General features: G+C 73.4%; 26 protein-coding genes and 1 pseudogene. 21 read left to right on the forward strand and 6 right to left on the reverse strand.

Features of this window, described 5'->3' with window-relative positions; translation table 11 throughout:
* Window positions 1-84: 84 nt before the first annotated feature.
* The 4 genes from secE (at window position 85) to rplA (ending at window position 2,807) form a co-directional block, all read left to right on the forward strand.
* The gene (secE, locus tag AFB00_RS14900) at window positions 85-441 is read left to right on the forward strand and encodes a preprotein translocase subunit SecE (RefSeq protein WP_068797740.1); all 357 of its coding nucleotides are present in this window, start codon (window positions 85-87) and stop codon (window positions 439-441) included.
* Between the two features lie 68 nt (window positions 442-509).
* Window positions 510-1,499, forward strand: coding sequence for a transcription termination/antitermination protein NusG (gene nusG / locus AFB00_RS14905; protein ID WP_442965859.1), 990 nt, complete (start codon window positions 510-512; stop codon window positions 1,497-1,499).
* 70 nt (window positions 1,500-1,569) lie between these two features.
* The gene (gene rplK, locus AFB00_RS14910; RefSeq protein WP_068797741.1) at window positions 1,570-2,004 is read left to right on the forward strand and encodes a 50S ribosomal protein L11; all 435 of its coding nucleotides are present in this window, start codon (window positions 1,570-1,572) and stop codon (window positions 2,002-2,004) included.
* 77 nt (window positions 2,005-2,081) lie between these two features.
* Window positions 2,082-2,807: a 50S ribosomal protein L1 gene (gene rplA, locus AFB00_RS14915; RefSeq protein WP_068797742.1), complete on the forward strand. Its 726-nt coding sequence runs from the start codon at window positions 2,082-2,084 to the stop codon at window positions 2,805-2,807.
* Between the two features lie 71 nt (window positions 2,808-2,878).
* Here the strand turns inward: rplA and AFB00_RS14920 are convergent, their stop codons facing one another.
* The 3 genes from AFB00_RS14920 to AFB00_RS14930 form a co-directional block, all read right to left on the reverse strand.
* Window positions 2,879-3,976 carry a CaiB/BaiF CoA transferase family protein gene (locus AFB00_RS14920; RefSeq protein WP_068797743.1) on the reverse strand — a complete coding sequence of 366 codons (1,098 nt, stop codon included), beginning with the start codon at window positions 3,974-3,976 and terminating at the stop codon, window positions 2,879-2,881.
* A 33-nt stretch (window positions 3,977-4,009) separates the two neighbouring features.
* Window positions 4,010-4,420: a sterol carrier protein gene (locus AFB00_RS14925; RefSeq protein WP_068797744.1), complete on the reverse strand. Its 411-nt coding sequence runs from the start codon at window positions 4,418-4,420 to the stop codon at window positions 4,010-4,012.
* A gap of 127 nt (window positions 4,421-4,547) precedes the next feature.
* Entirely contained in the window at window positions 4,548-5,468 is a 921-nt protein-coding gene (locus AFB00_RS14930; RefSeq protein WP_083276042.1) for a zinc-binding dehydrogenase, read from the reverse strand.
* A gap of 72 nt (window positions 5,469-5,540) precedes the next feature.
* On the opposite strand from AFB00_RS14930, the gene AFB00_RS33265 reads away from it, so the two are divergent.
* Window positions 5,541-6,152 (forward strand): TetR/AcrR family transcriptional regulator, encoded by a 612-nt coding sequence (locus AFB00_RS33265; RefSeq protein WP_068797746.1) that lies wholly within the window; start codon window positions 5,541-5,543, stop codon window positions 6,150-6,152.
* Between the two features lie 7 nt (window positions 6,153-6,159).
* Here the strand turns inward: AFB00_RS33265 and AFB00_RS14940 are convergent, their stop codons facing one another.
* Entirely contained in the window at window positions 6,160-6,825 is a 666-nt protein-coding gene (locus AFB00_RS14940) for a response regulator (RefSeq protein ID WP_068797747.1), read from the reverse strand.
* A gap of 63 nt (window positions 6,826-6,888) precedes the next feature.
* On the opposite strand from AFB00_RS14940, the gene AFB00_RS35600 reads away from it, so the two are divergent.
* The 4 genes from AFB00_RS35600 to AFB00_RS14960 all read left to right on the forward strand — a co-directional run bounded on the left by AFB00_RS35600 (window position 6,889) and on the right by AFB00_RS14960 (window position 11,308).
* Window positions 6,889-8,199, forward strand: coding sequence for a sensor histidine kinase (locus AFB00_RS35600; RefSeq protein WP_068797748.1), 1,311 nt, complete (start codon window positions 6,889-6,891; stop codon window positions 8,197-8,199).
* A 75-nt stretch (window positions 8,200-8,274) separates the two neighbouring features.
* Window positions 8,275-9,381 (forward strand): NDMA-dependent alcohol dehydrogenase, encoded by a 1,107-nt coding sequence (locus AFB00_RS14950; protein WP_068797749.1) that lies wholly within the window; start codon window positions 8,275-8,277, stop codon window positions 9,379-9,381.
* A gap of 27 nt (window positions 9,382-9,408) precedes the next feature.
* Window positions 9,409-10,392, forward strand: coding sequence for a R2-like ligand-binding oxidase (locus AFB00_RS14955; RefSeq protein WP_068797750.1), 984 nt, complete (start codon window positions 9,409-9,411; stop codon window positions 10,390-10,392).
* Window positions 10,393-10,417: 25 nt separating this feature from the next.
* Window positions 10,418-11,308, forward strand: coding sequence for an oxygenase MpaB family protein (locus tag AFB00_RS14960; protein WP_068797751.1), 891 nt, complete (start codon window positions 10,418-10,420; stop codon window positions 11,306-11,308).
* Between the two features lie 28 nt (window positions 11,309-11,336).
* Here AFB00_RS14960 and AFB00_RS14965 read toward each other — a convergent pair whose 3' ends face one another.
* Entirely contained in the window at window positions 11,337-12,608 is a 1,272-nt protein-coding gene (locus AFB00_RS14965; RefSeq protein ID WP_068797752.1) for a cytochrome P450, read from the reverse strand.
* Window positions 12,605-13,021 carry an SCP2 sterol-binding domain-containing protein gene (locus AFB00_RS14970; RefSeq protein ID WP_068797753.1) on the reverse strand — a complete coding sequence of 139 codons (417 nt, stop codon included), beginning with the start codon at window positions 13,019-13,021 and terminating at the stop codon, window positions 12,605-12,607. The genes AFB00_RS14965 and AFB00_RS14970 overlap by 4 nt, the downstream gene beginning before the upstream one ends.
* A gap of 141 nt (window positions 13,022-13,162) precedes the next feature.
* Here AFB00_RS14970 and AFB00_RS14975 point away from each other — a divergent pair, with 141 nt between their 5' ends.
* The 12 genes and pseudogenes from AFB00_RS14975 to AFB00_RS31935 all read left to right on the forward strand — a co-directional run bounded on the left by AFB00_RS14975 (window position 13,163) and on the right by AFB00_RS31935 (window position 26,248).
* Entirely contained in the window at window positions 13,163-13,753 is a 591-nt protein-coding gene (locus AFB00_RS14975; RefSeq protein WP_156819545.1) for a TetR/AcrR family transcriptional regulator, read from the forward strand.
* Between the two features lie 308 nt (window positions 13,754-14,061).
* Window positions 14,062-15,216, forward strand: coding sequence for an ABC transporter ATP-binding protein (locus tag AFB00_RS14980; RefSeq protein ID WP_068797754.1), 1,155 nt, complete (start codon window positions 14,062-14,064; stop codon window positions 15,214-15,216).
* Entirely contained in the window at window positions 15,213-15,992 is a 780-nt protein-coding gene (locus tag AFB00_RS14985; RefSeq protein WP_068797755.1) for an MlaE family ABC transporter permease, read from the forward strand. Before AFB00_RS14980 ends, AFB00_RS14985 begins: the two co-directional genes overlap by 4 nt.
* Window position 15,993: 1 nt before the next feature.
* Complete coding sequence (locus AFB00_RS14990; protein WP_068797756.1) at window positions 15,994-16,836, forward strand: MlaE family ABC transporter permease; 843 nt, start codon at window positions 15,994-15,996, stop codon at window positions 16,834-16,836.
* Window positions 16,833-18,293 carry an MCE family protein gene (locus tag AFB00_RS14995; protein WP_068797757.1) on the forward strand — a complete coding sequence of 487 codons (1,461 nt, stop codon included), beginning with the start codon at window positions 16,833-16,835 and terminating at the stop codon, window positions 18,291-18,293. The genes AFB00_RS14990 and AFB00_RS14995 overlap by 4 nt, the downstream gene beginning before the upstream one ends.
* A gap of 11 nt (window positions 18,294-18,304) precedes the next feature.
* Window positions 18,305-19,294: pseudogene (locus tag AFB00_RS15000) on the forward strand (MCE family protein); the annotation flags it as partial.
* A 254-nt stretch (window positions 19,295-19,548) separates the two neighbouring features.
* Window positions 19,549-20,514: an MCE family protein gene (locus tag AFB00_RS15005; RefSeq protein ID WP_068797759.1), complete on the forward strand. Its 966-nt coding sequence runs from the start codon at window positions 19,549-19,551 to the stop codon at window positions 20,512-20,514.
* A complete protein-coding gene (locus AFB00_RS15010; protein WP_068797760.1) occupies window positions 20,514-21,920 on the forward strand; it encodes an MCE family protein in 1,407 nt (468 codons plus the stop codon). The genes AFB00_RS15005 and AFB00_RS15010 overlap by 1 nt, the downstream gene beginning before the upstream one ends.
* Window positions 21,917-23,221 carry an MCE family protein gene (locus AFB00_RS15015; RefSeq protein WP_068797761.1) on the forward strand — a complete coding sequence of 435 codons (1,305 nt, stop codon included), beginning with the start codon at window positions 21,917-21,919 and terminating at the stop codon, window positions 23,219-23,221. Before AFB00_RS15010 ends, AFB00_RS15015 begins: the two co-directional genes overlap by 4 nt.
* The gene (locus AFB00_RS15020; RefSeq protein ID WP_068797762.1) at window positions 23,218-24,504 is read left to right on the forward strand and encodes an MCE family protein; all 1,287 of its coding nucleotides are present in this window, start codon (window positions 23,218-23,220) and stop codon (window positions 24,502-24,504) included. Before AFB00_RS15015 ends, AFB00_RS15020 begins: the two co-directional genes overlap by 4 nt.
* Window positions 24,505-24,648: 144 nt before the next feature.
* Complete coding sequence (locus tag AFB00_RS15025) at window positions 24,649-25,224, forward strand: hypothetical protein (protein ID WP_083275538.1); 576 nt, start codon at window positions 24,649-24,651, stop codon at window positions 25,222-25,224.
* A gap of 49 nt (window positions 25,225-25,273) precedes the next feature.
* Window positions 25,274-26,248: a nuclear transport factor 2 family protein gene (locus tag AFB00_RS31935; protein WP_083275539.1), complete on the forward strand. Its 975-nt coding sequence runs from the start codon at window positions 25,274-25,276 to the stop codon at window positions 26,246-26,248.
* Window positions 26,249-26,324: the final 76 nt, after the last annotated feature.

Raw genomic sequence — 26,324 nt, forward strand, 5'->3', positions numbered from 1 at the left:
GCACGGACGGCGAAGCAGAGCAGGTCCTCCCCGAGTGGGGGACGTGATCGAGAGCGGGCAGGGCGTCCGCAGCCAGGAGGGCGCGTGAGCGACGAGCACGAGTCGGAGCGTTCCGGGCGGGAGCGCCCGAGCAACGCAGCCGACCGTCGCGGGCGGCGAGCGGCGCGGTCCGGCTCCGGCGGCACCCCGGCCAAGGGCCGCGCGACCCCGACGCGCGCCGGTGCGATGGCGACGAAGGAGAAGAAGCCCTCCCCGTTCGCCCGCGTCGCCCGGTTCCTGCGCGAGGTCGTCGCCGAGCTCCGCAAGGTCATCTGGCCGAACCGCTCCCAGATGGTGAAGTACACCATCGCCGTTCTCGTCTTCGTGACGTTCATGGTGACACTGGTGTTCCTGCTCGACTCGGCCTTCGCCGAGGGCGTCGCCCTGCTGTTCGGCAACTGACGCGCGCCGACGACCGACCGACCGGCGACCCACAGCGACCCGGACAGCAACAAGGAAGCGAGACGGACGTGACCTCCGACAGCAACGCGTACGACGAGAAGGCCGACGAGGCCGCGATCGACGCCGTCGCCGAGCACGCGGCCGACGAGACGCTGCCCGAGCAGTCCGTGCAGGACGCCGACGTCGAGGCCGCCCACGGTGAGGACGCCGTGTCCGGTGACTACACCGACGCCGAGGACGACTCGACCCCCGGCGCGGCCGCGGAGTCGATCGACGCCGAGAACGCGGACTCCGACGAGGACCCGGCCGACGCAGGCGACACGGTCGGCGCGGCGGACTCCGACGACGACCGGACCGGCGCGGACGCCGCCGACGGGACCACGGACGACGCGTCCGGGGAGCCCGGGGCCGACGACGAGCCCGCCGAGGACGTGGACCCGGAGGAGGAGCTGCGCGCCGCGCTGCGCCGCGCCCCCGGTGACTGGTACGTCATCCACTCCTACGCCGGGTACGAGAACAAGGTGAAGTCCAACCTCGAGACCCGCGCGCAGACGCTGGACGTCGAGGACTACATCTTCCAGGTCGAGGTGCCCACCGAGGAGGTCACCGAGATCAAGAACGGGCAGCGCAAGAAGGTCCAGCGCAAGGTGCTGCCCGGCTACATCCTGGTCCGGATGGAGCTGAACGACCAGTCCTGGGGCGCGGTGCGCAACACCCCGGGCGTCACCGGTTTCGTCGGTGCCACGTCCAAGCCGTCGCCGCTGACGATCAACGAGGTCGTGAAGTTCCTGCTGCCCAAGACCGAGGCCCCGAAGAAGGAGGCCGAGGGCGGCAAGGCCGCGACGACCGGCGGCTCGGCGAGCTCCGGCGGCGCCCCCACCATCGAGGTCGACTTCGAGGTCGGCGAGTCGGTGACCGTCATGGACGGCCCGTTCGCGACGCTCCCCGCGAGCATCTCCGAGGTCAACATCGATGCCCAGAAGCTCAAGGTGCTGGTCTCGATCTTCGGCCGGGAGACCCCGGTCGAGCTCGGGTTCAACCAGGTCTCCAAGATCTGACGCACCCGTGAGGAACGTCCGCGGCATGGCAGGGCCGCGCGTCGTGTACATCGATCACTGAGGAACGGACATGCCCCCCAAGAAGCGGAAGCTCTCCGCGATCATCAAGCTCCAGATCCAGGCCGGCGCCGCGACGCCGGCCCCGCCGGTCGGCCCCGCACTGGGCCAGCACGGCGTCAACATCATGGAGTTCTGCAAGGCCTACAACGCGGCGACCGAGGCCCAGCGCGGCAACGTCGTGCCGGTCGAGATCTCGGTGTTCGAGGACCGCTCGTTCACCTTCGAGCTCAAGACCCCGCCGGCGGCCCGGCTGCTGCTGAAGGCGGCGGGCGTCGACAAGGGCTCCGGCGAGCCGCACAAGACGAAGGTCGCCACGGTCACGCAGGCCCAGGTCCGCGAGATCGCCGAGACCAAGATGAAGGACCTCAACGCCAACGACATCGAGCAGGCCGCCAAGATCATCGCCGGCACCGCCCGGTCGATGGGCATCACGGTCCAGGGCTGAGAGTCCACACCGCACGCGTGGGAGAGCCGGGCGCGGCTCGCACCACGGACTGACCTCCCAGAAGGAGACGAGGACAGATGGCACAGCGCAGCAAGGCCTACCGCGAGGCCTCCGCGAAGATCGACGCGGACCGCCTCTACTCGCCGCTCTCGGCGACGAAGCTGGCCCAGGAGACCTCCAGCAGCAACACGGACGCGACCGTCGAGGTCGCCCTCCGGCTGGGCGTCGACCCCCGCAAGGCGGACCAGATGGTCCGCGGGACCGTGAACCTGCCGCACGGAACCGGTAAGACCGCCCGGGTGATCGTGTTCGCCACCGGCGACAAGGCCACCGAGGCCGAGGCCGCCGGTGCGGACGCCGTCGGCGCCGAGGACCTCATCGAGCGGATCCAGGGTGGGTGGCTCGACTTCGACGCCGCCATCGCCACCCCGGACCAGATGGCCAAGGTCGGCCGGATCGCCCGCATCCTCGGCCCGCGTGGCCTGATGCCGAACCCGAAGACCGGCACCGTCACCCCGGACGTGACCAAGGCCGTCAACGAGATCAAGGGCGGCAAGGTCAACTTCCGGGTCGACAAGCAGGCCAACCTGCACCTGGTCATCGGGAAGGCCTCGTTCGACACCGAGAAGCTGGTGGAGAACTACGGCGCCGCGCTGGACGAGATCCTGCGGCTCAAGCCGTCGGCCGCCAAGGGCCGCTACGTCAAGAAGATCACCTTCTCGACGACGACGGGCCCGGGCATCCCGGTGGACCCGAACCGCACCCGCAACCTGCTGTCTGCGGACGTCGAGGAGACGGTCTGATCTCCTGACCTGCACCACACGACGCCCCCGGCTCCTCGCGGAGCCGGGGGCGTCGTGTCGTCCGCTCCCGGTCACCAGTCCCTGAGGACGTCCTCGACGGTCTCGGGATCGGTGCCGCGGGTCGCGGTGGTGGTGCCGGTCCGGGAGAACCGGGGTGCCGGTGCGGCCTGCGGGACGCCGTCGGCGGTGACGATGGTGGCCCGCGCGGCCAGGTGCGGGTGCTCGGCCGCCTCGGCGAACGAGAGCACCGGGGTGGTGCAGGCGTCGGTGCCGGCGAACACGGCCGTCCACTCGTCGCGGGTCCGGGTGGCGAACACCTCGGCGAACCGGGCCCGCATCGCGGGCCAGCCGGAGCGGTCGTACTGGTCGCCGAGTTCCTCGTCGGTCAGCCCGAGCCCGGCGACGAGCTGGGCGTAGAACTGCGGTTCGAGCGCGCCGACGGCCATGTGCCCGCCGCCGGAGCAGGTGTAGGTGTCGTAGAACGGGGCGTGCCCGTCGAGCAGGTTGGAGTCGCGGTCGTCGGCCCAGGCACCCTGGGCGAGGAAGCCCCAGACCATCTGGTTGAGCACGCTGACGCCGTCGACCATCGCCGCGTCGACGACCTGACCCTGCCCGGACGAGCGGGCCTCCCACAGCGCCGCGAGGACCCCGACGACCAGCAGCATCGAGCCGCCGCCGAAGTCGCCGACCAGGTTCAGCGGCGGCACCGGGCGCTCACCGGAGCGCCCGATCGCGTGCAGCGCACCGGTCAGCGAGATGTAGTTGATGTCGTGCCCGGCGCGCGCGGCCAGCGGCCCGTCCTGGCCCCAGCCGGTCATCCGGCCGTAGACCAGGCGCGTGTTGCGGGCGTGGCAGTCCGCAGGCCCGACGCCGAGCCGCTCGGTCACCCCCGGCCGGTAGCCCTCGAGGAGGAGGTCGGCCCGCTCGACCAGGCGCAGCACGGTCTCGCGGCCGCCGGGGTCCTTCAGGTCCGCGGTGACGGTGCGCCGGCCGCGGCTCGTCGGGTCCGGCACCCGGGCGGAGCCGAGCTGCAGCCCGCCGGACGGCCGGTCGATCCGGACCACGTCCGCGCCCAGATCCCCGAGGATCATCGCGGCGTGCGGTCCCGGGCCGAGCCCGGCCAGCTCGACCACCTTCAGCCCGGCCAGCGGCCCCTTGCCCTGCGTCACCGGCAACCTCCTCGTCGTGTGGGTCCTGCGGGCTCAGGCCTTGAGCAGGTCCTCGCGCCCCTCGGCCTCCAGCCTGCGGCGGTACGGCTCGAACAGCTGCTTGGCCAGCGGCAGCAGCTTGAGCAGCTTCGACACCGGCCCCTTCGCACGCACGTCGCCCTTGGCCAGCGCGACCGGCAGGACCACCTTGCCCAGCCAGAACCGGTTCCCGGTGTCGGCGGTCATGAACAGCTCGATGTTCGGATCCGGGCCGGCGCCGGCGCCGGTGTGCAGCTCGGCGTTCGGCAGGTCGACGGTGACGACGGCGTCCGGGCCGGTGTAGGTGATCCGCAGGACCACCCCGGACGGCTGCAGCGCCGCCACCAGCTCCGGGTCCTGCAGGCCGAGCCGGAAGACCCCGCCCAGGTACTCGTAGACCTCGGCCTCGTCGGCGAACACGGCCATCAGCGCCTCCTCGCGAGATGTGGCGGGCACGGACCTGCCCGGCCCGGTGTGATTCTCGCGGCACCGGATCATGCCCGCCCAGCCGGTGGCCGGGCCAGCCGTGGCCCGCCCGGGCCGGGCCGGCCGGTCAGCCCCCGCCGGGCAGCAGGACCACCTTGCCGCCCGGTGTCCCGGACAGCAGCGCCGGTGCGTCCGCGAGCGCCGCGACGTGGTCGACCCGGGAGCGCAGCAGCCCCCGGCCGAGCAGCCCGGCCAGCCAGCCGAAGTCCCGGTCGAGGCCGGGAGTGCCGTCGAACAGGAAGAACGTGCGCAGCGAGCGGCCGTGCCGCAGCGTGTCGCCGAGCAGCGCGGCCGGCTCGAAGACCGCGTCGGCACCGGACGCGCGGCCGACGGACACCACGGTGCCGCCGGGGGCGAGCGCGCCGAACGCGGCGACGAGATCGGGCCCGCCCTCGGTGTCGACGACGCCGTCGACCGGCCCGGGCACCGCGCCCGCGCCGGCCACCACCTCGCCGGCGCCGAGCGCGCGCAGCTCGTCGATCCGGCCCCGGTCGCGGACGGTCGCGACGACGTCGGCCCCGCCGAGCGCGGCGAGCTGGACCGCGAACCGGCCGACCGCACCCGTCGCGCCGGTCACCAGTACCCGGCGCCCCAGCAGCGGGCCGAGGTCGCGCAGCGCCCGCAGCGCGGACCCGGCGGCGATCGGCAGGGTGGCCGCCTCCGTGTCCGGCACGCCGTCCGGGACCGTCCCGGTGACGCCCACCGGCACCGCCCGGAGCCCGGCCCAGCCGCCACCCCAACCGGCGGTGACGACGCGGGACCCGCGGGCCGGGCCGCTGCCGTCGGCCGCCGGTTCGACGACGACGCCCGCCGCCTCCCAGCCGGGCACCGTCCCCGGCGCGGCCGTGGCCAGCGCCGCGAGCTCGCCCGGGTTGACCGACGCCGCGGTGACCCGCACGAGCAGCTCACCGGGCCCGGGCACCGGATCGGGGACGGTGGCGGGGCGCAGCCGCGCCGGGGCGGCCGGATCGACGACGAGAGCATCCATGACCACAATGTGGCACGGACTGCCAGTGGGCAGCAAGTGCCAGAACGGGTCCCCGCGGTTAGGATCACCGCTGTGTCCGACACCCCGGGGCTGCGTGAGCGCAGGCGCCGCCGCACCGAGTCCGATCTCGTCGACTCGGCGTTGCGGCTGATCGGCTCGCGCGGTTTCGCGGCCACCACGGTGGAGGCGATCGCGGAGGACGCCGAGGTGTCGCCCCGCACGTTCTTCCGGCTGTTCGGCTCCAAGGAGGACGTGGTGCTCGCCGTCGAGCGGGCGTTGTTCGACGCGTTCGTCGACGCTGCCGACGACCTGTCGCCCGGCCCGCTCACCACGGCCCTGACGACGGCGTTGACCGGCGCACTCGCCGAGCGGGACGGGACCTGGTTCGCCCGCGTCGCCGCCGCGGCCCGGATCATCGACGAGCACCCCACGGTGGAGGCCGCGGCGCTGCGGCTGTGCGCGGCGACCACCGAGCGGCTCTACGACCGGATCCGGCCGGTGACCGGCGGGGAGCCCGAGCACCTGGTGCGGCTGGCCCTGGAGACCGTCGTCGCGGCCTGGCGGCTGGCCCGCCGGCAGTGGCTTGCCGAGGGTCCCGGTGTCCCGGAGCGCCTCGGTGAGCTGGTCGCGCGCAACGGTGCGGCCGTCGCCGCGGTCGGGCAGGTCACCGTCGCGCGCGGCTGAGCGCCGGTCAGCGGCCGGGGGGATCCTCGTCGAGCAGGCCGCACCGGCCGGCGAGCGCGGCGGCCTCGATCCGGTTGGCCGCGCCGAGCTTGTGCAGCAGCGAGGCGATCATGCGCTTCGCGGTGCGCTCGCTCACCAGCAGCGGGCGCGCGATGTCGGCGGTCTCCATCCCGCGGGCGAGCAGCGTCCAGAGCTCGATGTCGCGCTCGCCGAGCCGGTCGAGCAGACCGCCGGAGGTCCGGTCCGACGCGCTGAGCAGCGCGTCCAGCAGCTCGCCGCGCAGCACCCGCACCCCGGCCGCGATCGCCAGCAGCGGCGCGACCAGTACCTCGGGGTCCGCCGACTTGCCGAGGTAGCCGTCGGCACCGGCGCGCAGCGCGTCGGCGGCGAGGTCCAGGTCCTCGGTGCCGGACAGCGCCAGCACCCGGGTCGCCGGGTAGGCGGCCTTGATCCGCCGGATCGTCTCCACCCCGCCGAGCGGGGGCAGCGCCAGGTCGACGATCGCGATCCCGGCCCGGTGCCGGCCGACGAGGGCGACCGCCTCCTCGCCCACGGTGACCGAGCCCGCGACCCGGAACCTGTCCCCGGCGCGTGACTCCAGCAGCAGGGCGAGACCCTGCGAGAACAGGGCGTGGTCGTCGACGATGACGACGACGTGTGGCTCGTCGGGCACGACGGCGAGCCTAGTGTGGGCGCGCCGGCAACGGGCGAGCCGGGAGATCGGGGTGTCACCGACATGGCGGACAGGACGGCCGGCCGGGCGGCCGGACGGGGCTCCGACGAGCTCCCGGAACGGGTCGACGAGGAGCGCACCGCGGTCGTCCTGCGGCTGTGCGTGGTGCTCGCCGCGGTGGTGCTCGTCGTCGTGCGGCCGGAGGTCGCCGGGGACCGGGTGCTCGCGGCGACCGTCCTGATCGGACTCACCGCGGTGTACGCGACCGCCCTCGCCGCCATCTCGGTGCTGCGCGGGACGCTGCCGGTCCGGCCGGCCGTGCTGACCGGTGTGGACGGTGCACTCGCCGTGCTGGCCTGCGGGCTGACCGGCGGGATCGCCAGCCCGATGGTCGCGGCGCTGCCGCTGGTCGTCATCGCCATCGCGCTGCGGGCCGGGGACCGGGTCGGCCGGGCGGCCGCCGTCGTGCTGGGGGTCGGCTACACCGCGGCCGCCGTACCGGGGTCGGCGCCCGGGACCTCGCTGCCGGACCGGATCGTCGCCGGGGTGTGGTGGACCGGGTTCCTGTTCGCGACCGCGGTGCTGGTCGGTGTGCTGGTCCGGCTCCTGGAACGCCAGCTCGCCGAGACCGCGACCAACCGGGCCCGGGCCGAGAGCGAGCACGAGCGGTACCTGTCCGAGCGGGAGCTGCGGGACCGGATCGTCTCGCAGAGCCGGGTCCGGCTCGACGGTGCCCGGGTGGTGCTGCACGAGTTCCGGACGCCGGTCGCGTCGCTGACCGCGCTGTCCGCGGACCTGGCCCGGGAACGGCTGTCCCCGGACGCGGCCCGGACGGCGTCCCGGCTGCTCGCCGATCACGCCGCCCACCTGCAGGACATGCTGGACGGGCTGGCCGATCTCGCCGTCTCCGACGGCAGCCCGCTGGGCCGCAACCGGCCCCGCCGGGTCGCACTGGCCAACATCGCCGCCGGTGCGCTGGACGCCGCCGGGGTCGCGGCCGGGCGCCGCCGCCCGGTCGTCGTGCCGCCGGACGCAGCGGTGCTCTGCGATCCGCAGCGGCTGCGCCGGCTGCTGACGAACCTGGCCGAGAACGCGGCCCGGCACAGCGGCGACGCGCCGGTCGAGCTGCACCTGACCCACGACGGCTCGCAGCTCCTCGCCGAGGTCCGCGACCGCGGCCCGGGCCTGCCGGACGGCCAGCAGGGCGTGGTGACGGCGAAGGGCGTCGCACTGGGGGAGCGGCGCGGCACCGCCGGGCTGGGCCTGTGGATCGTGGAGGCGCTGGCCTCGGCGATGGACGGCGAGCTGCGGCTGCTCCCGCGCGACGGCGGCGGGCTCGTCGCCCGGCTGACGCTGCCGCTCCCCCCGGCCTGAGGTGGCACCCGGGGGCCAGCCGTGGCGCGGACGGCGGGTGTGCCCCAGGCCACCCGGTCCGCATCATCGACCGGCATGCGGACGACGGCAGCGGTGCTGTGGGAACCCGGCGGCAAGTGGGAGGTCGAGGAGGTCGAACTCGACGCCCCGCACGCCGGTGAGGTGATGGTGGAGCTGACGGCGTCGGGGATGTGCCATTCCGACGAACACCTGGTGACCGGGGACCTGCCCGCGGTGCTGCCGATGGTCGGCGGGCACGAAGGCGCCGGCCGGGTGATCGAGGTCGGTCCCGGTGTGACCGAGCTGGCGGTCGGCGATCCGGTCGTGATGACGTTCCTGCCGTCCTGCGGGCGGTGCCCGTACTGCGCGAAGGGTCTGCCGAACCTCTGCAACGACGGCGCCGGCGCGACCCTCGGCCCGCAGCTGGACGGGACCTACCGGTTCTCCGCTCGCGGTCAGGAGGTCGGGCAGATGTGTCTGCTCGGGACGTTCGCGAAGCACACCGTCGTCCCGGTGAAGTCGGTCGTGAAGATCGACGAGGGCTTCCCGCTGGACCTGGCCGCGCTGGTCGGCTGCGGTGTGACCACCGGTTTCGGGTCCGCGGTGCGCAGCGCCGAGCTGTGCGCGGGCGACGCGTGCGTGGTCGTCGGCGTCGGCGGGATCGGCGCGAACGCGGTGCAGGGCGCCCGGGTCGCCGGCTGCCGCTACGTCGTGGCGGTCGACCCGGTCGAGTTCAAGCGTGAGCGCGCCCGCGAGCTCGGGGCCACCCACGTCGCGGCGAGCATCGACGAGGCGTGGGGGATCGTCAGCGAGCTGACCCGCGGGCAGATGGCCGACGCCGCGATCCTCTGCACCGGCGTCGCGGCCGGGGCCGAGCTGCAGCCGCTGCTGCAGCTGGTCGGGAAGCGGGGCCGGGTCGTCGTCACCGCGCTGGCCAACGCCGAGGAGGAGACGGCGACCCTGTCGCTGCTCGACCTCACCCTCTACGAGAAGCAGGTCCGCGGCGCCCTGTTCGGCAGCTCCGCCGCCCAGCACGACGTGCCGCGCCTGCTCGAGATGCACAACCTCGGCCAGCTCAAGCTCCGCGAGCTGATCACCCGGGAGTACACGCTCGACCAGGTCAACGACGGTTACGAGGACATGCGGGCGGGGCGCAACATCAGGGGCCTGATCCGCTACTAGTGCCCACCGACGGCAAGGGAGCCGAACGTGACCACCACCGCGACGCGCACCATCGAGCACGGCAAGCGGGACGGGTTCGCCAGCCTGTCCGCGGGACGGCTGCGGGCCGACTCGTTCCCGATGCGGCTGTTCGGCAAGGGCAACGCCAGGCACTGGGACCCGGCCGCGATCGACTTCACCCAGGACGCGGTCGACTTCGCCGCGATGACCGACGACGAGCGCTGGCAGACCTGCGCGCTCGCCGCGCAGTTCATGGCGGGCGAGGAGTCGGTGACCCAGGACCTGCAGCCGTTCGTCGCGGCGATGGCGGCCGAGGGCAGGCTCGGCGACGAGATGTACCTGACCCAGTTCGTCTTCGAGGAGGCCAAGCACACCCAGGCCTTCCGGCTGTGGTTCGACGCCGTCGGGATGACCGGCGACCTGCACTCCTACATCGACCGCAACGAGTCCTACCTGGAGATCTTCACCCGGGCGCTGCCGGAGAGCCTCTACGCGCTGGCCGGTGACCCGAGCCCGGCGAACCAGATCCGCGCCTCGGTGACCTACAACCACGTCGTCGAGGGCACGCTCGCGCTCACCGGCTACTTCGCCTGGAACAAGATCTGCGCCGAGCGCGGCATCCTGCCCGGCATGCAGAAGGTGATCAAGCACATCGGCGACGACGAGCGCAGGCACATGGCCTGGGGCACCTTCACCTGCCGCCGGCACGTGGCCGCCGACGACGCGCTGTGGGACGTCGTCGACGGCCGGATGCAGGAGCTGATGGTGCCGGCGATGGGCGTCGTCACCGGCACGGTCGACCGGTGGGAGGACGGGCGGGCCCCGTTCGGGATCGACATCAACGAGATGGCCGAGTACGCGATGGACAAGGTCGGCCGCCGGCTCGGGGCGATCGAGTCCGCCCGCGGCGCCGACCTGCGCACGATCGACTCCGACGCCGAGCCGGAGAAGCTCGAGGAGCGCTTCCACGCCGAGGACCAGCAGGTGCTCGCCGCGGCCGCGGCGTCCTGACCGCGGAGCAGAGAGGACGGACACGATGACCCGGCCCGGACGGTACGACCGGCGCGACGCGCTCGCGGCGATGGACCCGGAGACGGACTACGTCGAGATCTACCGGGACCTGGCCGGGCTGGAGTTCCCCTGGGACATCCAGCAGGCGCTGTCGCTGGCGCTGTTCCGCACCTACGCGGTGCCGTCGATCGGGCGGCTGCTCGCCGGCACCGGTGAGTTCACCGGACGGGTGCAGAAGCGCTACGACGACACCGCGCTCATCCTGGAGTCGGTGCTGGCGAACGGGTTCGACCACGTCGAGGGCCGGGCCGGGATCCGCCGGATGAACCAGATGCACCGCTCCTACGACATCTCGAACGACGACATGCGCTACGTGCTGGCGACGTTCGTCGTCGTGCCGCTGCGCTGGGTGGACCGGTGGGGCTGGCGCCGGCACACCGAGGTCGAACGGGTCGCCACCGCGAACTACTACCGGCGGCTCGGGCGGCACATGGGGATCCGGGACGTCCCGGCGACCTGGCAGGAGTTCGGCGCGCTGCTCGACGCCTACGAGGGCGAGCACTTCGGCTACGACCCGGGCGGCCGGGCCGTCGCCGACGCGACGCTCGACCTGGCCACGACGTTCCCGCCGACCGACCGGCTGCCGAAGCGGGCCGCCCGCGGGTTCGTGCTGGCGCTCATGGACCCGCCGCTGCTCGACGCGCTCGGCTACCGGTTCCCGCCGGCGCCGGTCCGCCGTGCGGCCGACGCCCTGCTGCGGGCCCGGGGCGCGGTGGTGCGCCGGATGCCGGTGCGGACGGAGCCGTACTCGGTGCCGGACTCGCCGAACATCCGCAGCTACCCGCAGGGCTACGACGTCCGCGAGCTGGGCACGTTCCCGGCCTGCCCGGTGCACCGGCAGGACACGGCGGTCTGAACGGCCCGGTACGTGCGGGACGGGCGGCTCAGCCGCCCGTCCCGAAGGTCACCGGCAGCCGCTTGATCCCGTTGATGAAGTTGCCGGTCAGCCGGTCCGGCTCGCCGACGGACAGGTCGGGGACCCGGGTCAGCAGCTCGCCGAACAGCGAGCGCAGCTGGGTCCTGGCCAGGTGGCTGCCCAGGCAGAAGTGCGGCCCGCCGCCGCCGAACGCGACGTGCGGGTTCTCGGCCCGGGTGATGTCGAAGCGGTGCGGGTCGGTGAAGACCGACCCGTCCCGGTTGCCGGAGTGGTAGAAGAGCACCACCCGCTCGCCCTCGGAGATCCGCTGCCCGCGGATCTCGGTGTCCCGGGTCGCGGTCCGGCGGAAGGTCAGCACCGGGGTGGCCCAGCGCACGAACTCCTCGACGGCCGGCCCGATCCGGTCGTCGAACTCCGCGGTGAGCAGGCGGCGCTGCTCCGGGTGCCGGTCGAGCGCCAGCACCGCGTGGCTCGCGGTCTGGCGGGTGGTGTCGTTCCCGGCCACGCAGAGCAGCACGAAGAACGCCGCGATCTCCTCGTCGGTCAGCGAGGCGCCGTCCACCTCGGCCTGCACCAGCGCGGTCATGAGGTCGTCGGCCGGTTCGTCGCGGCGCAGCGCGGACAGCTCGAACGACGCGGTGTGCAGGGTCATCAGCGCGTTCAGCAGGACCGCCATCGGGTCGCCGTCGCCGATGTAGTCGGCGTCGTTCCAGGCGACCATCGCGTTGGCGGCGTCGGCGACCTCCTGGCGGCGCTGCGCCGGGATGCCGATCATCTCCGAGATCGTCCACATGGGGAGCCGGGCCGCGACGGCGGTGACGAAGTCCGCCTCGCCCCCCAGCGCGAGCAGGTCGTCGACGATCGCGGCGGCCTGGGCCCGGATCTGGTCCTCGATCCGCCGGGTCCGCCGCGGGGTGAACACCGAGGCGATCACCCGGCGCTGGCGGGCGTGCCGCGGTGCGTCCATGGCGAGGATCGAGTGTGCCGCCTCCAGCATGTCCTCGGGGACGTCCTCGAGCATCACACCGCCGTAGGCCTGTCCCGAGGCGAACGTCTCCGGGTCCCGGCTGACGGCGGTGATGTCGGCGTGCGTGACCAGCGCCCAGAACCCCGGTGCGTCCGGGTCCGGCAGCAGCTCGGTCTCCGCCGGCGGGTGCCAGGACAGCGGCCGGTCCCGGCGGAGCTGCGCGAAGGTCTCCTCGCGCTCGTCCGGCGATCGGGACCAGAACGCCTGCGTGGAGACGTCGAGCGGGTCGTACGCCCGGCCCGCGCCGGTCACGGTGCGACCAGCAGGTCGTCGCGGCCGTCGGCGCGCAGCCGCTCGACGTAGACCGGGAACAGGCGCTTGGCCAGCGGCGCCAGCTGCAGCAGCTTGGTCACCGTGCCGTCGACCGTGACCCGGCCCCTGGCCATGGCGAACGTCAGGTTGACCGCCCCCTGCCAGTAGGCGTTGGCGGTCTGGGTCGCCATCGTCATCGTCGCGTGCGCGGCCGGGGCGCCGGGATCAGAGCCCCGCCAGACGGCACCGCCGGGCAGGTCGATCACCAGGGCCGACTCCGGATCGGTGCACTGCTGGCGCAGCACCAGGCCGGTGGCGCGCAGTTTCGGTTCGAGTTCGGGATCGGCCAGGGCGGTCTCGAAGATCCCGCCGATGTAGCGGTACAGCTCGTCCTCGTCGGCGAATCCGGGCACGTCTCCTCCACGTCGTCGTGCGAGTGCTGCGTCCGGTCCAGAACATAACGTAGATTACGTTACTGCCCAAGAGTCGCGGCGGACGCGGCTCGTGGCACCCTGGTCGCACCAACACGGCGGCGAGGGGCGGGATCGGGCGAGGTGGCCAGGAGAGCGGGCCGGCAGGTGGTCGCCGAGCAGTACTTCGACGCCGCCATGTCGATCCTCGCCCGGGACGGGGCGGCCGGGCTGAAGATCGGCCCGCTGTGCCGTTCGCTCGGGGTGACCAGCGGGTCCTTCTACCACCACTTCGGCGGCTGGGCCGGGTTCGTCCGCGGGCTGCTGCAGTACTGGGAGGCCGAGCAGACCGACCGCGTCGTCGAGCTGGCCCGGGCGACCGCGGACCCGATCGAGCGGATGCTCGTGGTCAAGCGGCTGACCGTGGAGCTGCGCCACGACGCGGAGGCCGCCATCCGGGCGTGGGCGCAGATCGACGCCGAGGTGGGCCGGGCCCAGGCCCGGGTCGACGTGCAGCGCCGGATCGCGCTGGAGCAGGTGGTCGGCGAGGTCGTCGCGGACCGGGCCGACGCGCACCGGCTCGCGGTGCTCGGAATGTCGCTGATGGCCGGGTTCCAGCAGACCTGCGACCCGCGCGACCGCGATCTCCTGCGGGTCCTGTTCGACGACTTCCAGCGGCTGATCCTGACCTACGCGCCCGTCGACGTCCGGCCGGGCACTGGGCCGATCGAGTGATCGTCAGTTCGGGTGGTCCGGCGACCTCCGGTGTCGTCCCGGGGGGCGGAAGGTCCGTTCGGCCCAGTTCGGTGCCCGCTCCGGGAGCAACTGTTACCCACGGTCCGCTATCATCGCCGGAAATTGCTGACGGAGCGTGACCATAACGTAGAGCACGTTATGGTCACGGTTCCGGGCTTCCGATACCTGTAAGTAACTCGGTGCGCGTCGTCTCGTTGTGCCGTTCAGCACCGACGAGTGGCCCACGCTCCCCGCGTCTTCCGGCCCCCGGTGCGGGCCGGACGGTCGATTGCGCGAGGAGGCGGCAGGTGACCGGTGTCGAGGTGAAGGTCGAGGGGCTGACGAAGTCCTTCGGCCGGGCCAACATCTGGTCGGACGTCTCGCTGACGTTGCCGCCCGGTGAGGTGTCGGTCCTGCTCGGGCCGTCCGGTACCGGCAAGTCGGTCTTCCTGAAGTGTCTGATCGGGCTGCTGAAGCCGGAGCAGGGCTCGATCGTCATCGACGGCGTCGATCTCGTGCGGTGCTCGGAGTCCGATCTCTACGACATCCGCAAACTGTTCGGCGTGCTGTTCCAGGACGGCGCGCTGTTCGGCTCGATGAACCTGTTCGACAACATCGCCTTCCCGTTGCGCGAGCACACGAAGAAGTCCGAGACCGCGGTCCGCGACATCGTGATGGAGAAGATCGAGATGGTCGGCCTGACGGGGGCCGAGGGCAAGCTGCCCGGGGAGATCTCCGGCGGCATGCGCAAGCGGGCCGGGCTCGCCAGGGCGCTCGTGCTCGACCCGCAGATCGTGCTGTTCGACGAGCCGGACTCCGGGCTCGACCCGGTGCGCACCGCGTACCTGAACCAGCTGATCATCGACCTGAACGCGCAGACCGACTCGACGTTCCTCATCGTCACGCACGACATCAACTCGGCGCAGACGGTGCCGGACAACATGGGCCTGCTCTACCGCAAGCACCTCGCCATGTTCGGCCCGCGCGAGGTCCTGCTGACCTCCGAGGAGCCGGTCGTCGCCCAGTTCCTCAACGGGCGGCGCGAGGGCCCGATCGGCATGTCCGAGGAGAAGGACGCCGCCCAGGCCGCCCGGGAGATGGAGGAGGCGGGCGAGCTGGAGGGCCTGCCGCCGATGAAGCCGCAGCTGGAGGCCTCCACCGGGATGCCGGACCGGCAGGCGGTGCACCGCCGCCGGGAGCGGGTGCAGGCGATGCTGCACGAGCTCCCGGAGCCGGCCCAGCGGGCGATCCGCGCCTCCTACGGCTCCGCGGCCCCGGCCGACGACGACGGGCCGACCGAGCAGTGGGCCCCGGCCCGGGACGGCAGCACCCACGAGGAGGCACGCGAGCCGGCCCCCGACACCGACGAGTGGCCCACCGACATCCACCCGCGGGTCACCGACTCCGGCCCCGACGACCCGCCGGCGTCCGGGCGGCACCAGCTCTCCGGCGGCGACCGGTGACCGCGCCGAGCCCGGTCACCCGGGCGCTCACCCCGGTCGGCCGGTTCCTCGGGCTGGGCGTCGAGATCGGCAAGCAGTCCCTGCGCCGCCCGTTCCAGCTGCGCGAGCTCGTCGAGCAGGTCTGGTTCGTCACCAAGGTCTCCGCGCTGCCGACGGCGCTGTTCACGATCCCCTTCGGCGCGACGATCGCGCTGCTGCTGGGTGAGCTGACCCGCCAGTTCGGCGCGCAGTCGCAGACCGGTGCCGGCTCGGTGCTCGCGATCGTGCAGCAGGCGGCGCCGATCGTCACCGCGCTGCTCATCTCCGGCGCGGGCGGCAGCGCCGTCTGCGCCGACCTCGGGGCCCGGACCATCCGCGAGGAGATCTCGGCGATGGAGGTGCTCGGCATCTCCCCGATCCAGCGGCTGGTGGTGCCGCGGGTGCTGGCGATGGGCATCACGGCCGTCGTGCTGAACGGGCTGGCCACCTGCGTCGGCGTCTCCGGCGGGTACTTCTTCAACGTCATCATCCAGGGCGGGTCGCCCGGCGCGTACATCAACAGCTTCTCGGCGATCGCCCAGGTCTCCGACATCGTGGTCTCGGAGATCAAGGCGTTCCTGTTCGGGATCGTGGCCGGGGTCGTGGCGGCCTACCGCGGGCTCAACCCGCCGCCCGGGGCGAAGGGTGTGGGCGACGCGGTGAACCAGGCCGTCGTCATCTCCTTCGTCCTGGTCTTCCTCATCAACCTCGTGCTCACCGCGCTGTACCTCGAGCTCGTCCCGCCGAAGGGCTTCTGACATGGCCAACCGACTGGGCGTCCGGGCCCGCCGGGCCGCGCAGGCGCCGCTGAACCAGCTCGAGGAGCTGGGCGACCAGCTGTCGCTCTACGTCCGGGCGATCCTGTGGATCCCGAAGACGGTCACCCGTTACCGCAAGGAGGTCGCCCGGCTGCTGGCCGAGGTCTCCTTCGGCTCGGGGGCGCTGATCGTCATCCTCGGGACCGTCGGCGTGATGGCGTCGCTGTCGCTGTTCGTCGGCTCGCTGGTCGGCCTGCAGGGCTTCCGGGCCCTGGACGCGCTCGGCGTCGAGGCGCTGACCGGCTTCATCACCGCCTACTTCAACACCCGCTCGATCGCCCCGCTGGTCGCCGCGTCGGCGCTCACCGCGACGCTCGGCGCGGGCTTCACCGCCCAGCTCGGCGCGATGCGGATCTCCGAGGAGATCGACGCGCTGGAGGTCATGGCGGTGCCGTCGGTGCCCTACCTGGTCACCACCCGGGTGGTCGCCGGGATCGTCGCGATCATCCCGATCTACACGCTGGGCCTGCTCGCCAGCTACGCCGCGGCCCGGCTCAACGTCACGCTGATCAACGGGCTGTCCGGCGGCACCTACGACCACTACTTCGACCTGTTCCTGCCGGTCGGGGACGTCCTGCTGTCGTACCTGAAAGTGATCGTCTTCGCGACGGTGATCATCTTGATCCACTGCCACTACGGCTACACGGCCCGGGGCGGCCCGGCGGGCGTCGGCGTCGCGGTCGGCCGCGCGGTCCGGCTGTCGATCGTCAGCACCGCGATCCTCGACTTCTTCCTCACGCTGGTCATGTTCGGCACGTCGACCTCGGTGCGGGTGGCGGGATGAGGTCCACCAAGCGGGTCGTCCAGGGGCTGACCTTCGTCGTCGTCATCGTGCTGCTGCTCGGCCTCGCCGTCGCGCAGTACGCCGGCCTGTTCAGCTCCGGTGTCCCGGTCACGCTGAACGTGGCGCGGGTCGGCACCCAGATGCAGGAACGCGCCGACGTGAAGGTGCGCGGGCTGATCGTCGGCGAGGTCGAGCAGGTCGTCTCCGACGGCGAGACCACCAGCATCGAGATGTCGATGAACCCGGACCTGATCGAGCTGATCCCGGGCAACGTCCAGGCGCAGATGCTGCCGAAGACGCTGTTCGGCGAGAAGTTCGTGTCCCTGGTCCCGCCGCCGGCCCCGTCCACGGCCCGGCTCGCCGCGGGCGCGGTGATCCCGGAGGACCGCAGCCGGTCCGCGCTGGAGGTCGAGCGGGTCCTCGACGAGCTGCTCCCGCTGCTGCAGACCGTGCGCCCGCAGGACCTGGCGACCACGCTCGGCTCGCTGTCCCAGGCGCTGCAGGGCCGGGGTGACCAGCTGGGGGACACGCTGTCCCGGCTGAACACGCTGGTCGAGGGCCTGAACCCGGCGGTGCCGGACCTGCAGGAGGACATCCGCCAGCTCGCGACGTTCTCCGACAACCTGAACGTGGCCGCGCCGGACCTGCTCGACGCGCTGGACGACCTCACGGTCACCAGCCGGACGATCGTCGAGAAGCGGGACGGGCTGCGGAACCTCTACCGCTCGGTCACCGGCGCCTCGGACGACCTGCGGGCCTTCCTGGACGCGAACGGCGACAACATCATCGGCCTGTCCCGGTCCAGCCGTCCGACGCTGGAGACCCTGGCCCGGTACTCGCCGGAGTTCCCCTGCCTCACCGGGCAGCTCGTGGACCTGATCCCGAAGATCAACGACGCGATCCGGCCGGGCACCGACCGGGTCGGCGTCAACATCACGCTGGAGATCGTCGCCAGCAAGGGCAAGTACCTGCCGAACCAGGACGAGCCCGAGTACGCCGACGACCGCGGCCCGCGCTGCTACCCGATCCCGGTCCCGGACGGCACCCAGTACCCGCCGGACGGCCCGTTCCGGGACGGCTCGGTGCCCGGGCCGGGCCCGGTCGGGCAGCCGATGGGGGCACCCGGCGACTTCGGCGTCGAGGACTACGGCACCTACGACGGGACGAACAGCTTCGACCTGGTCGAGGACCAGAGCGGGCAGAACGGCGCGGGCATCCTGCCGCCGCTGACGACGGCGCTCGGCAACATCGGCATCGAGCCCAGCTCGTTCCCGGCGGAGGACGGCACGCACCAGTCCGGGACCGTCGACATGGGCGTCGCCAACTCACCGGGCGAGCAGCAGGTCGTCGCCCAGCTCCTCGCCGCCCAGCAGGGCGGCTCCCCCGAGGCCGTCCCGGCCTGGAGCAGCACGATGGTCGGGCCGCTGCTGCGCGGCGCGGAGGTGACGCTGACGTGACCCGCTTCCCCCTGTCACCGCTGCTGAAGTTCCTGGTCTTCGCCCTGGTCACCGCACTGGGGACGACCGTGCTGGGGCTGACGATCGCGAACGCCCGCGGCGGCGAGGTCACCCCGTACACCGCGCGGTTCACCGACGCGACCGGCCTGCTCGCCGGGGACGACGTCCGGATCTCCGGGGTGGTCGTCGGCTCGGTGACCGACGTGCGGATCGTCGACCAGCGGGTCGCCGAGGTCGAGTTCGACGTGGACTCCGCGACCGATCTCCCGGCGACGGTGAACGCCACCCTCAAGTACCGCAACCTCATCGGGCAGCGCTACCTCGCCCTCGACCAGGGCGCCGGCCCGACCGGGCAGACGTTGCCGGCGGGCGGCCAGATCCCGCTGGACCGCACCCGGCCCGCGGTCAACCTCACGGTGCTCTTCAACGGCTTCCAGCCGCTGTTCCAGGGCCTCGACCCGGTCCAGATCAACAAGCTCTCGATGGAGATCGTGCAGGTCCTGCAGGGTGAGGGCGGCACGGTGCAGAGCCTGCTGGCCTCGACGTCGTCGCTGACCAACTCGGTCGCCGACCGGGACCGGGTGATCGGCCAGGTCATCGACAACCTCAATCTCACGTTGCAGACGGTCAACGAGAACGACGAGGGCCTCGACGAGCTGATCAGCTCGCTGCAGGCCGTCGTCTCGGGGCTGGCCCGGGACCGGGAGCCGATCGGCGACGCGATCTCCTCGATCGGCACGCTGACCCAGGTCACCGGCTCGTTCGTGGAGGACGCCCGGCCGGCGCTGCGGGACGACATCCGCAACCTCGGCGACCTCGCCACCGAGCTGGACCGCGGCCGCCCGGCCGTCGAACGGTTCCTGGAGTACGCGCCGTTCAAGCTGAACCGGATCGCCCGGGTCGGCTCCTACGGCAGCTGGTTCAACTTCTACCTCTGCGGGCTCGACGGGCAGATCGGCATCTCGCCGATCCTGCCGCCGACCTCGCTCGAGGACCTGGGCCTGGACCTGCGCAACCCGGAGCGCCGCTGCGGCCCCGACCCGTCCGGCCTCGGTCCGGGCGGTACCGGCCCCACCGGCGGCGCGGGTGACGCGACCGGGGACAACCGGGCGCAGGAGGCGGAGCGGAACCCGCTGCTGCGGACCCCGGACACCGAGTCGCTGCAGCGGCTGGCCGACCCGCTGAGCGGGGTGCTCGGGGCCGCCACCGACTCCAGTGCGGACCCGACCGCGGCCCTGCAGCCGGGAGGCAACTGATGGCACAGGCTGGGCAGAAGCGGCCCGTTCTCGTCGCCACCGTCGGGCTCGTGACCGTCGTGGCGCTGACCCTGGCCGCGTTCAACTTCGAGACGCTGTTCTCCGGGGCGACCCGCTACACCGCGGAGTTCCCGGAGGCGGCCGGTCTGCAGGCGGCGGACCGGGTCACGGTCGCCGGGGTCGAGGCCGGCCGGGTGCAGAGCGTCGAGCTGGACGGCGACCACGTGAAGGTCGAGTTCACCGTCGACGACGCCTGGGTCGGCAACCGGACGACGGCCTCGATCGAGATCGCCACCCTGCTCGGGTCCAAGTTCCTCGCCCTCGACCCGCGCGGCGACGGCGAGCAGGACCCGGACGCGCCGATCGGCCGGGACCGCACGACCTCGCCGTTCGACGTCGTCGACGCGTTCAACGGGCTCTCCGGGACCATCGACCAGCTCGACACCGCGGCGCTGGCGAACAGCCTGACCACGCTGTCGGACACCTTCCGCGACACCCCGCCGGAGATCCGCGGCGCCCTGGACGGGCTGTCGCGGCTGTCCACCACCATCTCCAGCCGGGACGCCGAGCTGAAGCAGCTGCTGGCGAACACCCGGCAGCTGTCGACGACGCTGGCCGACCGCCGCGGCGACGTCGTGAAGCTGGTGGACGACGGCAACCTGCTGCTCGGCGAGCTGCAGCAGCGCAAGCAGGCGATCGCGGACCTGCTCGACGGCGTCCAGCGTCTGTCGGTGCAGCTGCGCGGGCTGGTCGCGGACAACACCGAGCAGCTGCGCCCGGCGCTGGAGACGCTGGACCGGGTGCTCGCGGTGCTGGAGGCGAACCGGGACAACCTCGGCGAGATCCTGGACAACGAGGCGGTGTTCATCCGGGTGTTCGGCAACGCGCTCGGCAACGGCCGCTGGTTCGACAACTACGTCTGCGGGCTCGTCCCGCCGGCCGTCCCGCTCGGGGGTGACTGCTGATGGGCTCGTGGGCCAACGACCGGCGCCAGATCCAGCTCGGCGCGCTCGTGGCGGTGGCCGCGGTGCTGGCGGCGAGCGCGGTCTGGCTGATCGGCTCCGGCGGCGGGCGCCCGGTGACCGCCTACTTCACCAGCGCGGCGGCCTTGTTCCAGGACAACGACGTGCGGGTACTCGGCGTGCCGGTCGGCAAGATCGACCGGATCACGCCGGAGGGCGACCGGGTCCGGGTCGACATGACGATCACCGACGACGACGTCCGGCTCCCGTCCGACGTCAAGGCCGCCGTGGTCTCGCCCAGCCTGGTCACCGGGCGCTACGTCCAGCTCACCCCGGTCTACACCGGCGGCCCGGAGTGGAACGGCGAGCCGATCCCGCTGGAGCGCACCGCGTTCCCGCTCGGCGTCGACGACCTCACCCGGACCGCGACCGAGCTGTCCCGGGCGCTCGGCCCGCAGGGGGCGAACGCGAACGGGGCGCTGAACGACGTCCTCGACGTCACCGCGCGCAACCTGGACGGCAACGGCCGGGCGCTCAACGACACGGTCCGCAACCTCGGCGGCCTCTCGGCCACCCTCAACGGGTCCAGTGAGGACCTCTTCGGCACCGTGACCGAGCTGCAGAAGTTCACCTCCACGCTGCGCGAGAACGACCCGGGGGTGCGCGAGCTGAACGCCAAGCTCGCCGACGTCACCGGGTTCCTGGCCGGGCAGCGCGGCGAGCTGGGCGGGGCGCTGAACGAGCTGTCCTTCGCACTCGGCGAGGTCGCGACGTTCGTGCAGGACAACCGGGGTGCGCTCAACTCCAACGTGGACAAGCTGGCGAACGTGTCCCAGGAGATCGTCGACCACCAGCGGGCGCTGGCCGAGGTCGCCGACACCGCGCCCGCGGCGCTGGGCAACCTGACCAACATCTACAACGGCTCGTCGGAGACCCTGGACACCCGGGCGAACATCAACGAGCTGGCCTACCCGCTGCCGGTGGCGCTCTGCGAGATCCTGCGACGTTCGGCGACCCCGCTCCCGGTGGACGGCCCGGCGGCCGGCACGGGCGCGCTCTGCGACGGGCTGCGCCCGGTGCTCGACGGCGCGGTCCCGCTGCCCACCCCGCAGGAGGTCATCACCCAGCTGCAGCAGGGGGTGTCGCCGTCGTCCCCGCTGCCGCCGCAGCTGCTGCCCGGCTCACCGCTGTCGCTGACCGATCCCGGGTCGCAGCTGCGCGACCCGCAGGCCCCGGCCCCGCCGCCCGGCCCGCAGCCGGACCCGGCGGCCCCGCCGGCGCCCGCTCCCGGCCCGGCCGCCACGCCGACACCGGTGCCCGACGAGCCGGACGCCACCGAGGAGCCGGACGGCTCCGGTGACTCCCGGGACGGCGGCCTGTTCGGCGGACTCCTCGGAGGTGGCTCGTGAGCGGCCGTACCGCGCGGGTCGCCGCGCTGCTGACCGCGGCCGCGGTCGGTGCGAGCGGCTGCGGGGTGATCAGCGGCGGGCTGCGCGGGGTACCGCTGCCCGGCGGTGCGAACCTCGGCGAGGACCCCTACCAGGTCCAGATCGCCTTCGGAGACGTCGTCGACCTCGTCCCGCAGTCCCTGGTGCGCTACGGCGACGTCCCGGTCGGCGCGGTGCAGCGGGTCGAGGTCGAGCCGGGCACCTGGAACGCGCTTGTGACGATCGACGTCAACCGCGACGTCGAGCTGCCGGCGAACTCCACCGCGCGGGTGCGGACGACCTCGCTGCTCGGTGAGAAGTTCGTGTCGCTGGACCGGCCCGCCGGCCCGGCGGAGGGCTCGCTCGCCGCGGCCGGCCGGATCCCGGTCGCCGCGACCGGCCGGGCCGCGGAGGTCGAGGAGGTGCTCGGCGCGCTGTCGATGCTGCTCAACGGCGGCGGCGTGGCACAGATCCGGACGATCTCCACCGAGCTGAACAACGCGCTCTCCGGCCGCGAGCCCGAGGTGCGCGCCCTGCTGGACAACCTCGACCGGCTGGTCGGCTCGCTCGACGACAGCAAGGACGACATCAACCGCGCCCTGGACAGCCTGGACCGGCTGTCGGCGACGCTCGCGGCGCGGCGCCCGCAGATCAGCAACGCGCTGCAGAACATCAGCCCCGGGCTGCGCGAGCTGGAGGCCCAGCGGACCCAGCTGGTCGGGATGCTGCAGGCGCTGGACCGGCTCTCCGGGGTCGCGACGAACGTCGTCAACCGGTCCCGCGACGACCTGCTCGCCGACCTGGAGGCGCTGCGCCCGGTGCTGCGCAACCTCGCCGACTCCGGGCAGGACCTGCCGCAGTCGCTGGAGCTGCTGCTGACCATCCCGTTCACCGACGCGGCCACCGACGCCGTCGCCGGGGACTACGCGAACCTCTACGTGACCGTCGACGCCGACCTCGGCAGCATCCTGGACAACATCCTGCGGAGCCGCCAGCTCGGCCTGCCGCTGCCGCTGGAGCAGCTCCAGGCCCTGCCGCCGACCGCGCAGCTGCTGACGCCGCTGCTCGGTGGCGAGGCCCCGCCGGTCCCGCAGGCGCCCGGTGTGCCCCGGCTGCCGCTGCTCGGGCCGGAGCAGGAGACCCCCGCCCCGGCCGCACCGCCCGCCGAACCGGGGGCCCCGGCCCCGGCTACCGGGGCGACCCCGACCCCGACGCCCACCCCGGAGCCCCGTGACTCCGGCGGGGACGGGCTGCTCGGCGGTCTCTTCGGAGGTGGATCGTGATCACCAGGACCGTCCGCTGGCAGCTGGTGGCGCTGGCGCTCGTGACCATCGTCGGCGTCGGCTACGCCGGGTTCCGCTACGCCGGGCTGGACCGGCTGTTCGGGGCCACGACGTACCCGGTGACCATCCAGATGGCCGACTCCGGCGGCATCTTCACCGGTGCCGACGTCACCTACCGCGGGACCAGCGTCGGGCGGGTCGGCCCGCTGTCGCTGACCGACGCGGGGATCGACGTCCAGCTCGACATCTCCAACGACGCACCGGAGATCCCGGCCGACGCCCGCGCCGTCGTCGGGAACCTGTCGCCGATCGGTGAGCAGTTCGTGGACCTGCAGCCGGTCGCCGACGGCGGCCCGGTGCTCGCCGCCGGCACGGTCATCCCGCAGGAGCGCACCCAGGCCCCGGTGGGGATCAACACCTTCCTGACCGAGCTGGACCAGCTGGTCTCCACGGTGCCGAAGGACTCGCTGCGCACCGTGGTCTCCGAGCTGGGTCAGGGCTTCGAGGGGACGGCCCAGCCGCTGCAGCAGCTGCTCGACACCACCGGGCAGTTCACCACCGCGGCGACCGAGGCGTTGCCGCAGACGACGGCGCTGATCGCCGACGCCCGCCCGGTGCTGACCACGCAGAACGAGGTCGCCCCGCAGTTCCAGGAGTTCAGCCGGGGCCTGCGCGAGGTCGCCGAGCAGCTGCGCGAGTCCGACCCGGACCTGCGCCGCATCATCGACGACGGCCCCCGCGCCGGCGACGAGCTCCGCGCGCTGGTCCGGGAGAGCGGGCCCGGCCTCGGCGAGTCGGTCGCGAACCTGCGCACGGTCAGCGAGCTGCTGGAGCCGCGCCAGGCCGGGCTCCGGCAGATCCTGGTGACCTACCCGGGCCTGGTGGCGGTGGCGCCCAAGGTGGTGCCCGGTGACGGCACCGCGCACCTCGGGCTGGTCGTCAACTTCTTCGACCCGCCGGCCTGCGCGCGGGGCTACGAGGGCACCGACAACCGCGGCGGCCTCGACGTCACCGAGGTCCCGGTGAACGCGAACGCCCGCTGCGCCGAGCCCCCCGGCAGCCCGACGAACGTGCGCGGTATGCAGAATGTCGACCGGCCCCAGCCGCTGGACGTGCCGGACTACTCGGGCAACTCCGGGTACGCCGGCCCGCCGCCGGGGGAGGGGGACACCGACGGTGGTCCCGGGACCCGGCCCAACGCCGGTTCGCTCGGCGACGACCGCGCCCAGCGCGTCGGCTCGCCGTTCGTCACCGACGCCGCCCAGATCCTGCTGGGCGGGTGAGCCCCGTGACCCTGCCCGGCACCACGTCCGCGGGTACCGCGACGGCCCATCGGGGCGGCGCGGTTCCCCGGACGGTCCCCCGGTCGCCGATGCGCGGCCACCGAGCGGCTGTGCGCCCCGCAGCCGGGAGGAGGAACGCTCCCCATGAGCACTGATCTCACCGACCGCCCCGACGTCACCGACACCGCCGAGGACCCGGCCGGGCCGGAGCCGGGCGTCGCCGCCCGGATCCTGCCGGTGGCCGCGGTCGTCGCCGCGGTGCTGGCGCTGGTGTTCGGCGCGCTGTGGCTGTTCGCGCTGAACAGCGACCCGGTACGGGTCGCCGAGGCCCGCGACGACGTCCTGCGGGACGCCCGCCAGGCCGTCGTCAACCTCAACACCCTCGACCACGACGACGCCCAGAAGGGGCTGGACCTCTGGATCCAGTCGTCGTCGGGCTCGGTGCGCGACGAGTTCGAGAAGAACCGCGACGCCTACGCCCGGCTGGTGACCCAGCAGCGCCGGACCACCGCCGCGACGGTCGCCGACGCCGCCGTCGCCGAGGTCGACCCGCGGGCGGGGACCGCCCGCGTGCTGGCCGGTGTCGACGTGACCGTCACCCCGGAGGGTGCCGAGCCGACGGTGACCCGCCAGCGGATCGAGCTCGGCATGGTCGAGACGCCGGACGGCTGGAAGGTCGACGCGCTGGAGCCGCTGACGACCCCCGGCTCCGGCGGCTGACCCGCACCCACCGCCCGTTCCCAGGTCGACCACCCCAGGAGGTCACCGCATGTCCACCTCGCGCCGCCGCCCCACGGGCGGCATCCGCAGGCCCCAGGTCGCCGGTCGCCCCCGGCCCGGACGGGGCGAGAACGAGACCGGGCCGGACGAGCCCGGGACCCGGCCCGGCGGCGTCGCGCTCGACGACCGCACCGGTGCCCCGTTCACCCCGCCCGCCCCCGGTGACCCGGATCCCGCCGGGGCCGCCCCGGACGCGGGCCCCGCACCCGGTGCGGGCCGGACCGACCGGGCCGGCCGGACGCTCGCCGGGGACGCGCCGGAGGGCGGGCGCGGACCGGGACGGCCGGCCGGTCCCGACGCTCCCGGGCGCCCGGACGACCCCGCGGGCTCCGCGGGCACCGGACCCGACGAGGGATCCGCCGCCGACGGCGGGACCGGCCGGGCCGCAGGGCCCGAGGCCGCCGGCCGCCCGGCCGGTGCCGCCCGCGGGCCCCGGCTGCCCGCCGCCCCGCGGTCCCGCCGGGCGACCGTGCTGCTGCTCGTGGCGACCGTGCTGCTGACGACGGCCGCGGCCTTCTTCGGCGTGCAGTGGTACCGGACCGAGTACACCGGCTCCGCCGCGAACAGCGCGCTCGCCGACGTCGGCGCCACCGCCGAGGTGAGCCGGCAGGTGGGCGAGGCCGTCACCCGCGTCTACTCGTTCGACCACGCCCGCCTGCAGCAGGCCGAGGACGACGCCCGGGCCGTGATCACCCCGGCCTTCCAGCCGGAGTTCGAGCGGATCTTCGGCAGCGTCCGGGAGCTGGCCCCGCAGCAGCAGGCGGTGGTGACCGCGACGATCCCGAAGTCGGCGGTCGCGAGCATCGACGGCGACCGGGCGACCGTGTACGTCTTCGTGAACCAGGTGATCCGCCGCCAGGCCGACGGCGGTGCCCCGCAGGAGGGCGCCGCGGCGGCCCGGCTGCGGGTGGACGCCGAGCTCGTCGACGGCGGCTGGAAGATCGCCGCCATGACCCCGGCCTGACCCGGGCCCGGGTGCCCCGGACCCCCGGCGACGGGCGGGCCGGGGCGCCCGGGTACTGTCGTCGTCGATCCACCGA

The organism is Pseudonocardia sp. HH130630-07 (genome assembly GCF_001698125.1).
In the GTDB taxonomy this organism is placed as follows: Bacteria; Actinomycetota; Actinomycetes; order Mycobacteriales; family Pseudonocardiaceae; genus Pseudonocardia.

Excerpts from the sequence above, each read along its gene's own strand:
- AFB00_RS15010 (WP_068797760.1), top strand. The coding sequence starts at position 20,514 with ATGGGCTCGTGGGCCAACGACCGGCGCCAGATCCAGCTCGGCGCGCTC.
- AFB00_RS15005 (WP_068797759.1), top strand. The coding sequence starts at position 19,549 with ATGGCACAGGCTGGGCAGAAGCGGCCCGTTCTCGTCGCCACCGTCGGG.
- AFB00_RS14925 (WP_068797744.1), bottom strand. The coding sequence starts at position 4,420 with ATGGCCGTGTTCGCCGACGAGGCCGAGGTCTACGAGTACCTGGGCGGG.
- rplA (WP_068797742.1), top strand. The coding sequence starts at position 2,082 with ATGGCACAGCGCAGCAAGGCCTACCGCGAGGCCTCCGCGAAGATCGAC.
- AFB00_RS14990 (WP_068797756.1), top strand. The coding sequence starts at position 15,994 with ATGGCCAACCGACTGGGCGTCCGGGCCCGCCGGGCCGCGCAGGCGCCG.
- AFB00_RS15025 (WP_083275538.1), top strand. The coding sequence starts at position 24,649 with ATGAGCACTGATCTCACCGACCGCCCCGACGTCACCGACACCGCCGAG.
- AFB00_RS35600 (WP_068797748.1), top strand. The coding sequence starts at position 6,889 with ATGGCGGACAGGACGGCCGGCCGGGCGGCCGGACGGGGCTCCGACGAG.
- AFB00_RS14950 (WP_068797749.1), top strand. The coding sequence starts at position 8,275 with ATGCGGACGACGGCAGCGGTGCTGTGGGAACCCGGCGGCAAGTGGGAG.
- AFB00_RS14930 (WP_083276042.1), bottom strand. The coding sequence starts at position 5,468 with ATGGATGCTCTCGTCGTCGATCCGGCCGCCCCGGCGCGGCTGCGCCCC.
- AFB00_RS14960 (WP_068797751.1), top strand. The coding sequence starts at position 10,418 with ATGACCCGGCCCGGACGGTACGACCGGCGCGACGCGCTCGCGGCGATG.
- AFB00_RS14995 (WP_068797757.1), top strand. The coding sequence starts at position 16,833 with ATGAGGTCCACCAAGCGGGTCGTCCAGGGGCTGACCTTCGTCGTCGTC.
- AFB00_RS31935 (WP_083275539.1), top strand. The coding sequence starts at position 25,274 with ATGTCCACCTCGCGCCGCCGCCCCACGGGCGGCATCCGCAGGCCCCAG.
- rplK (WP_068797741.1), top strand. The coding sequence starts at position 1,570 with ATGCCCCCCAAGAAGCGGAAGCTCTCCGCGATCATCAAGCTCCAGATC.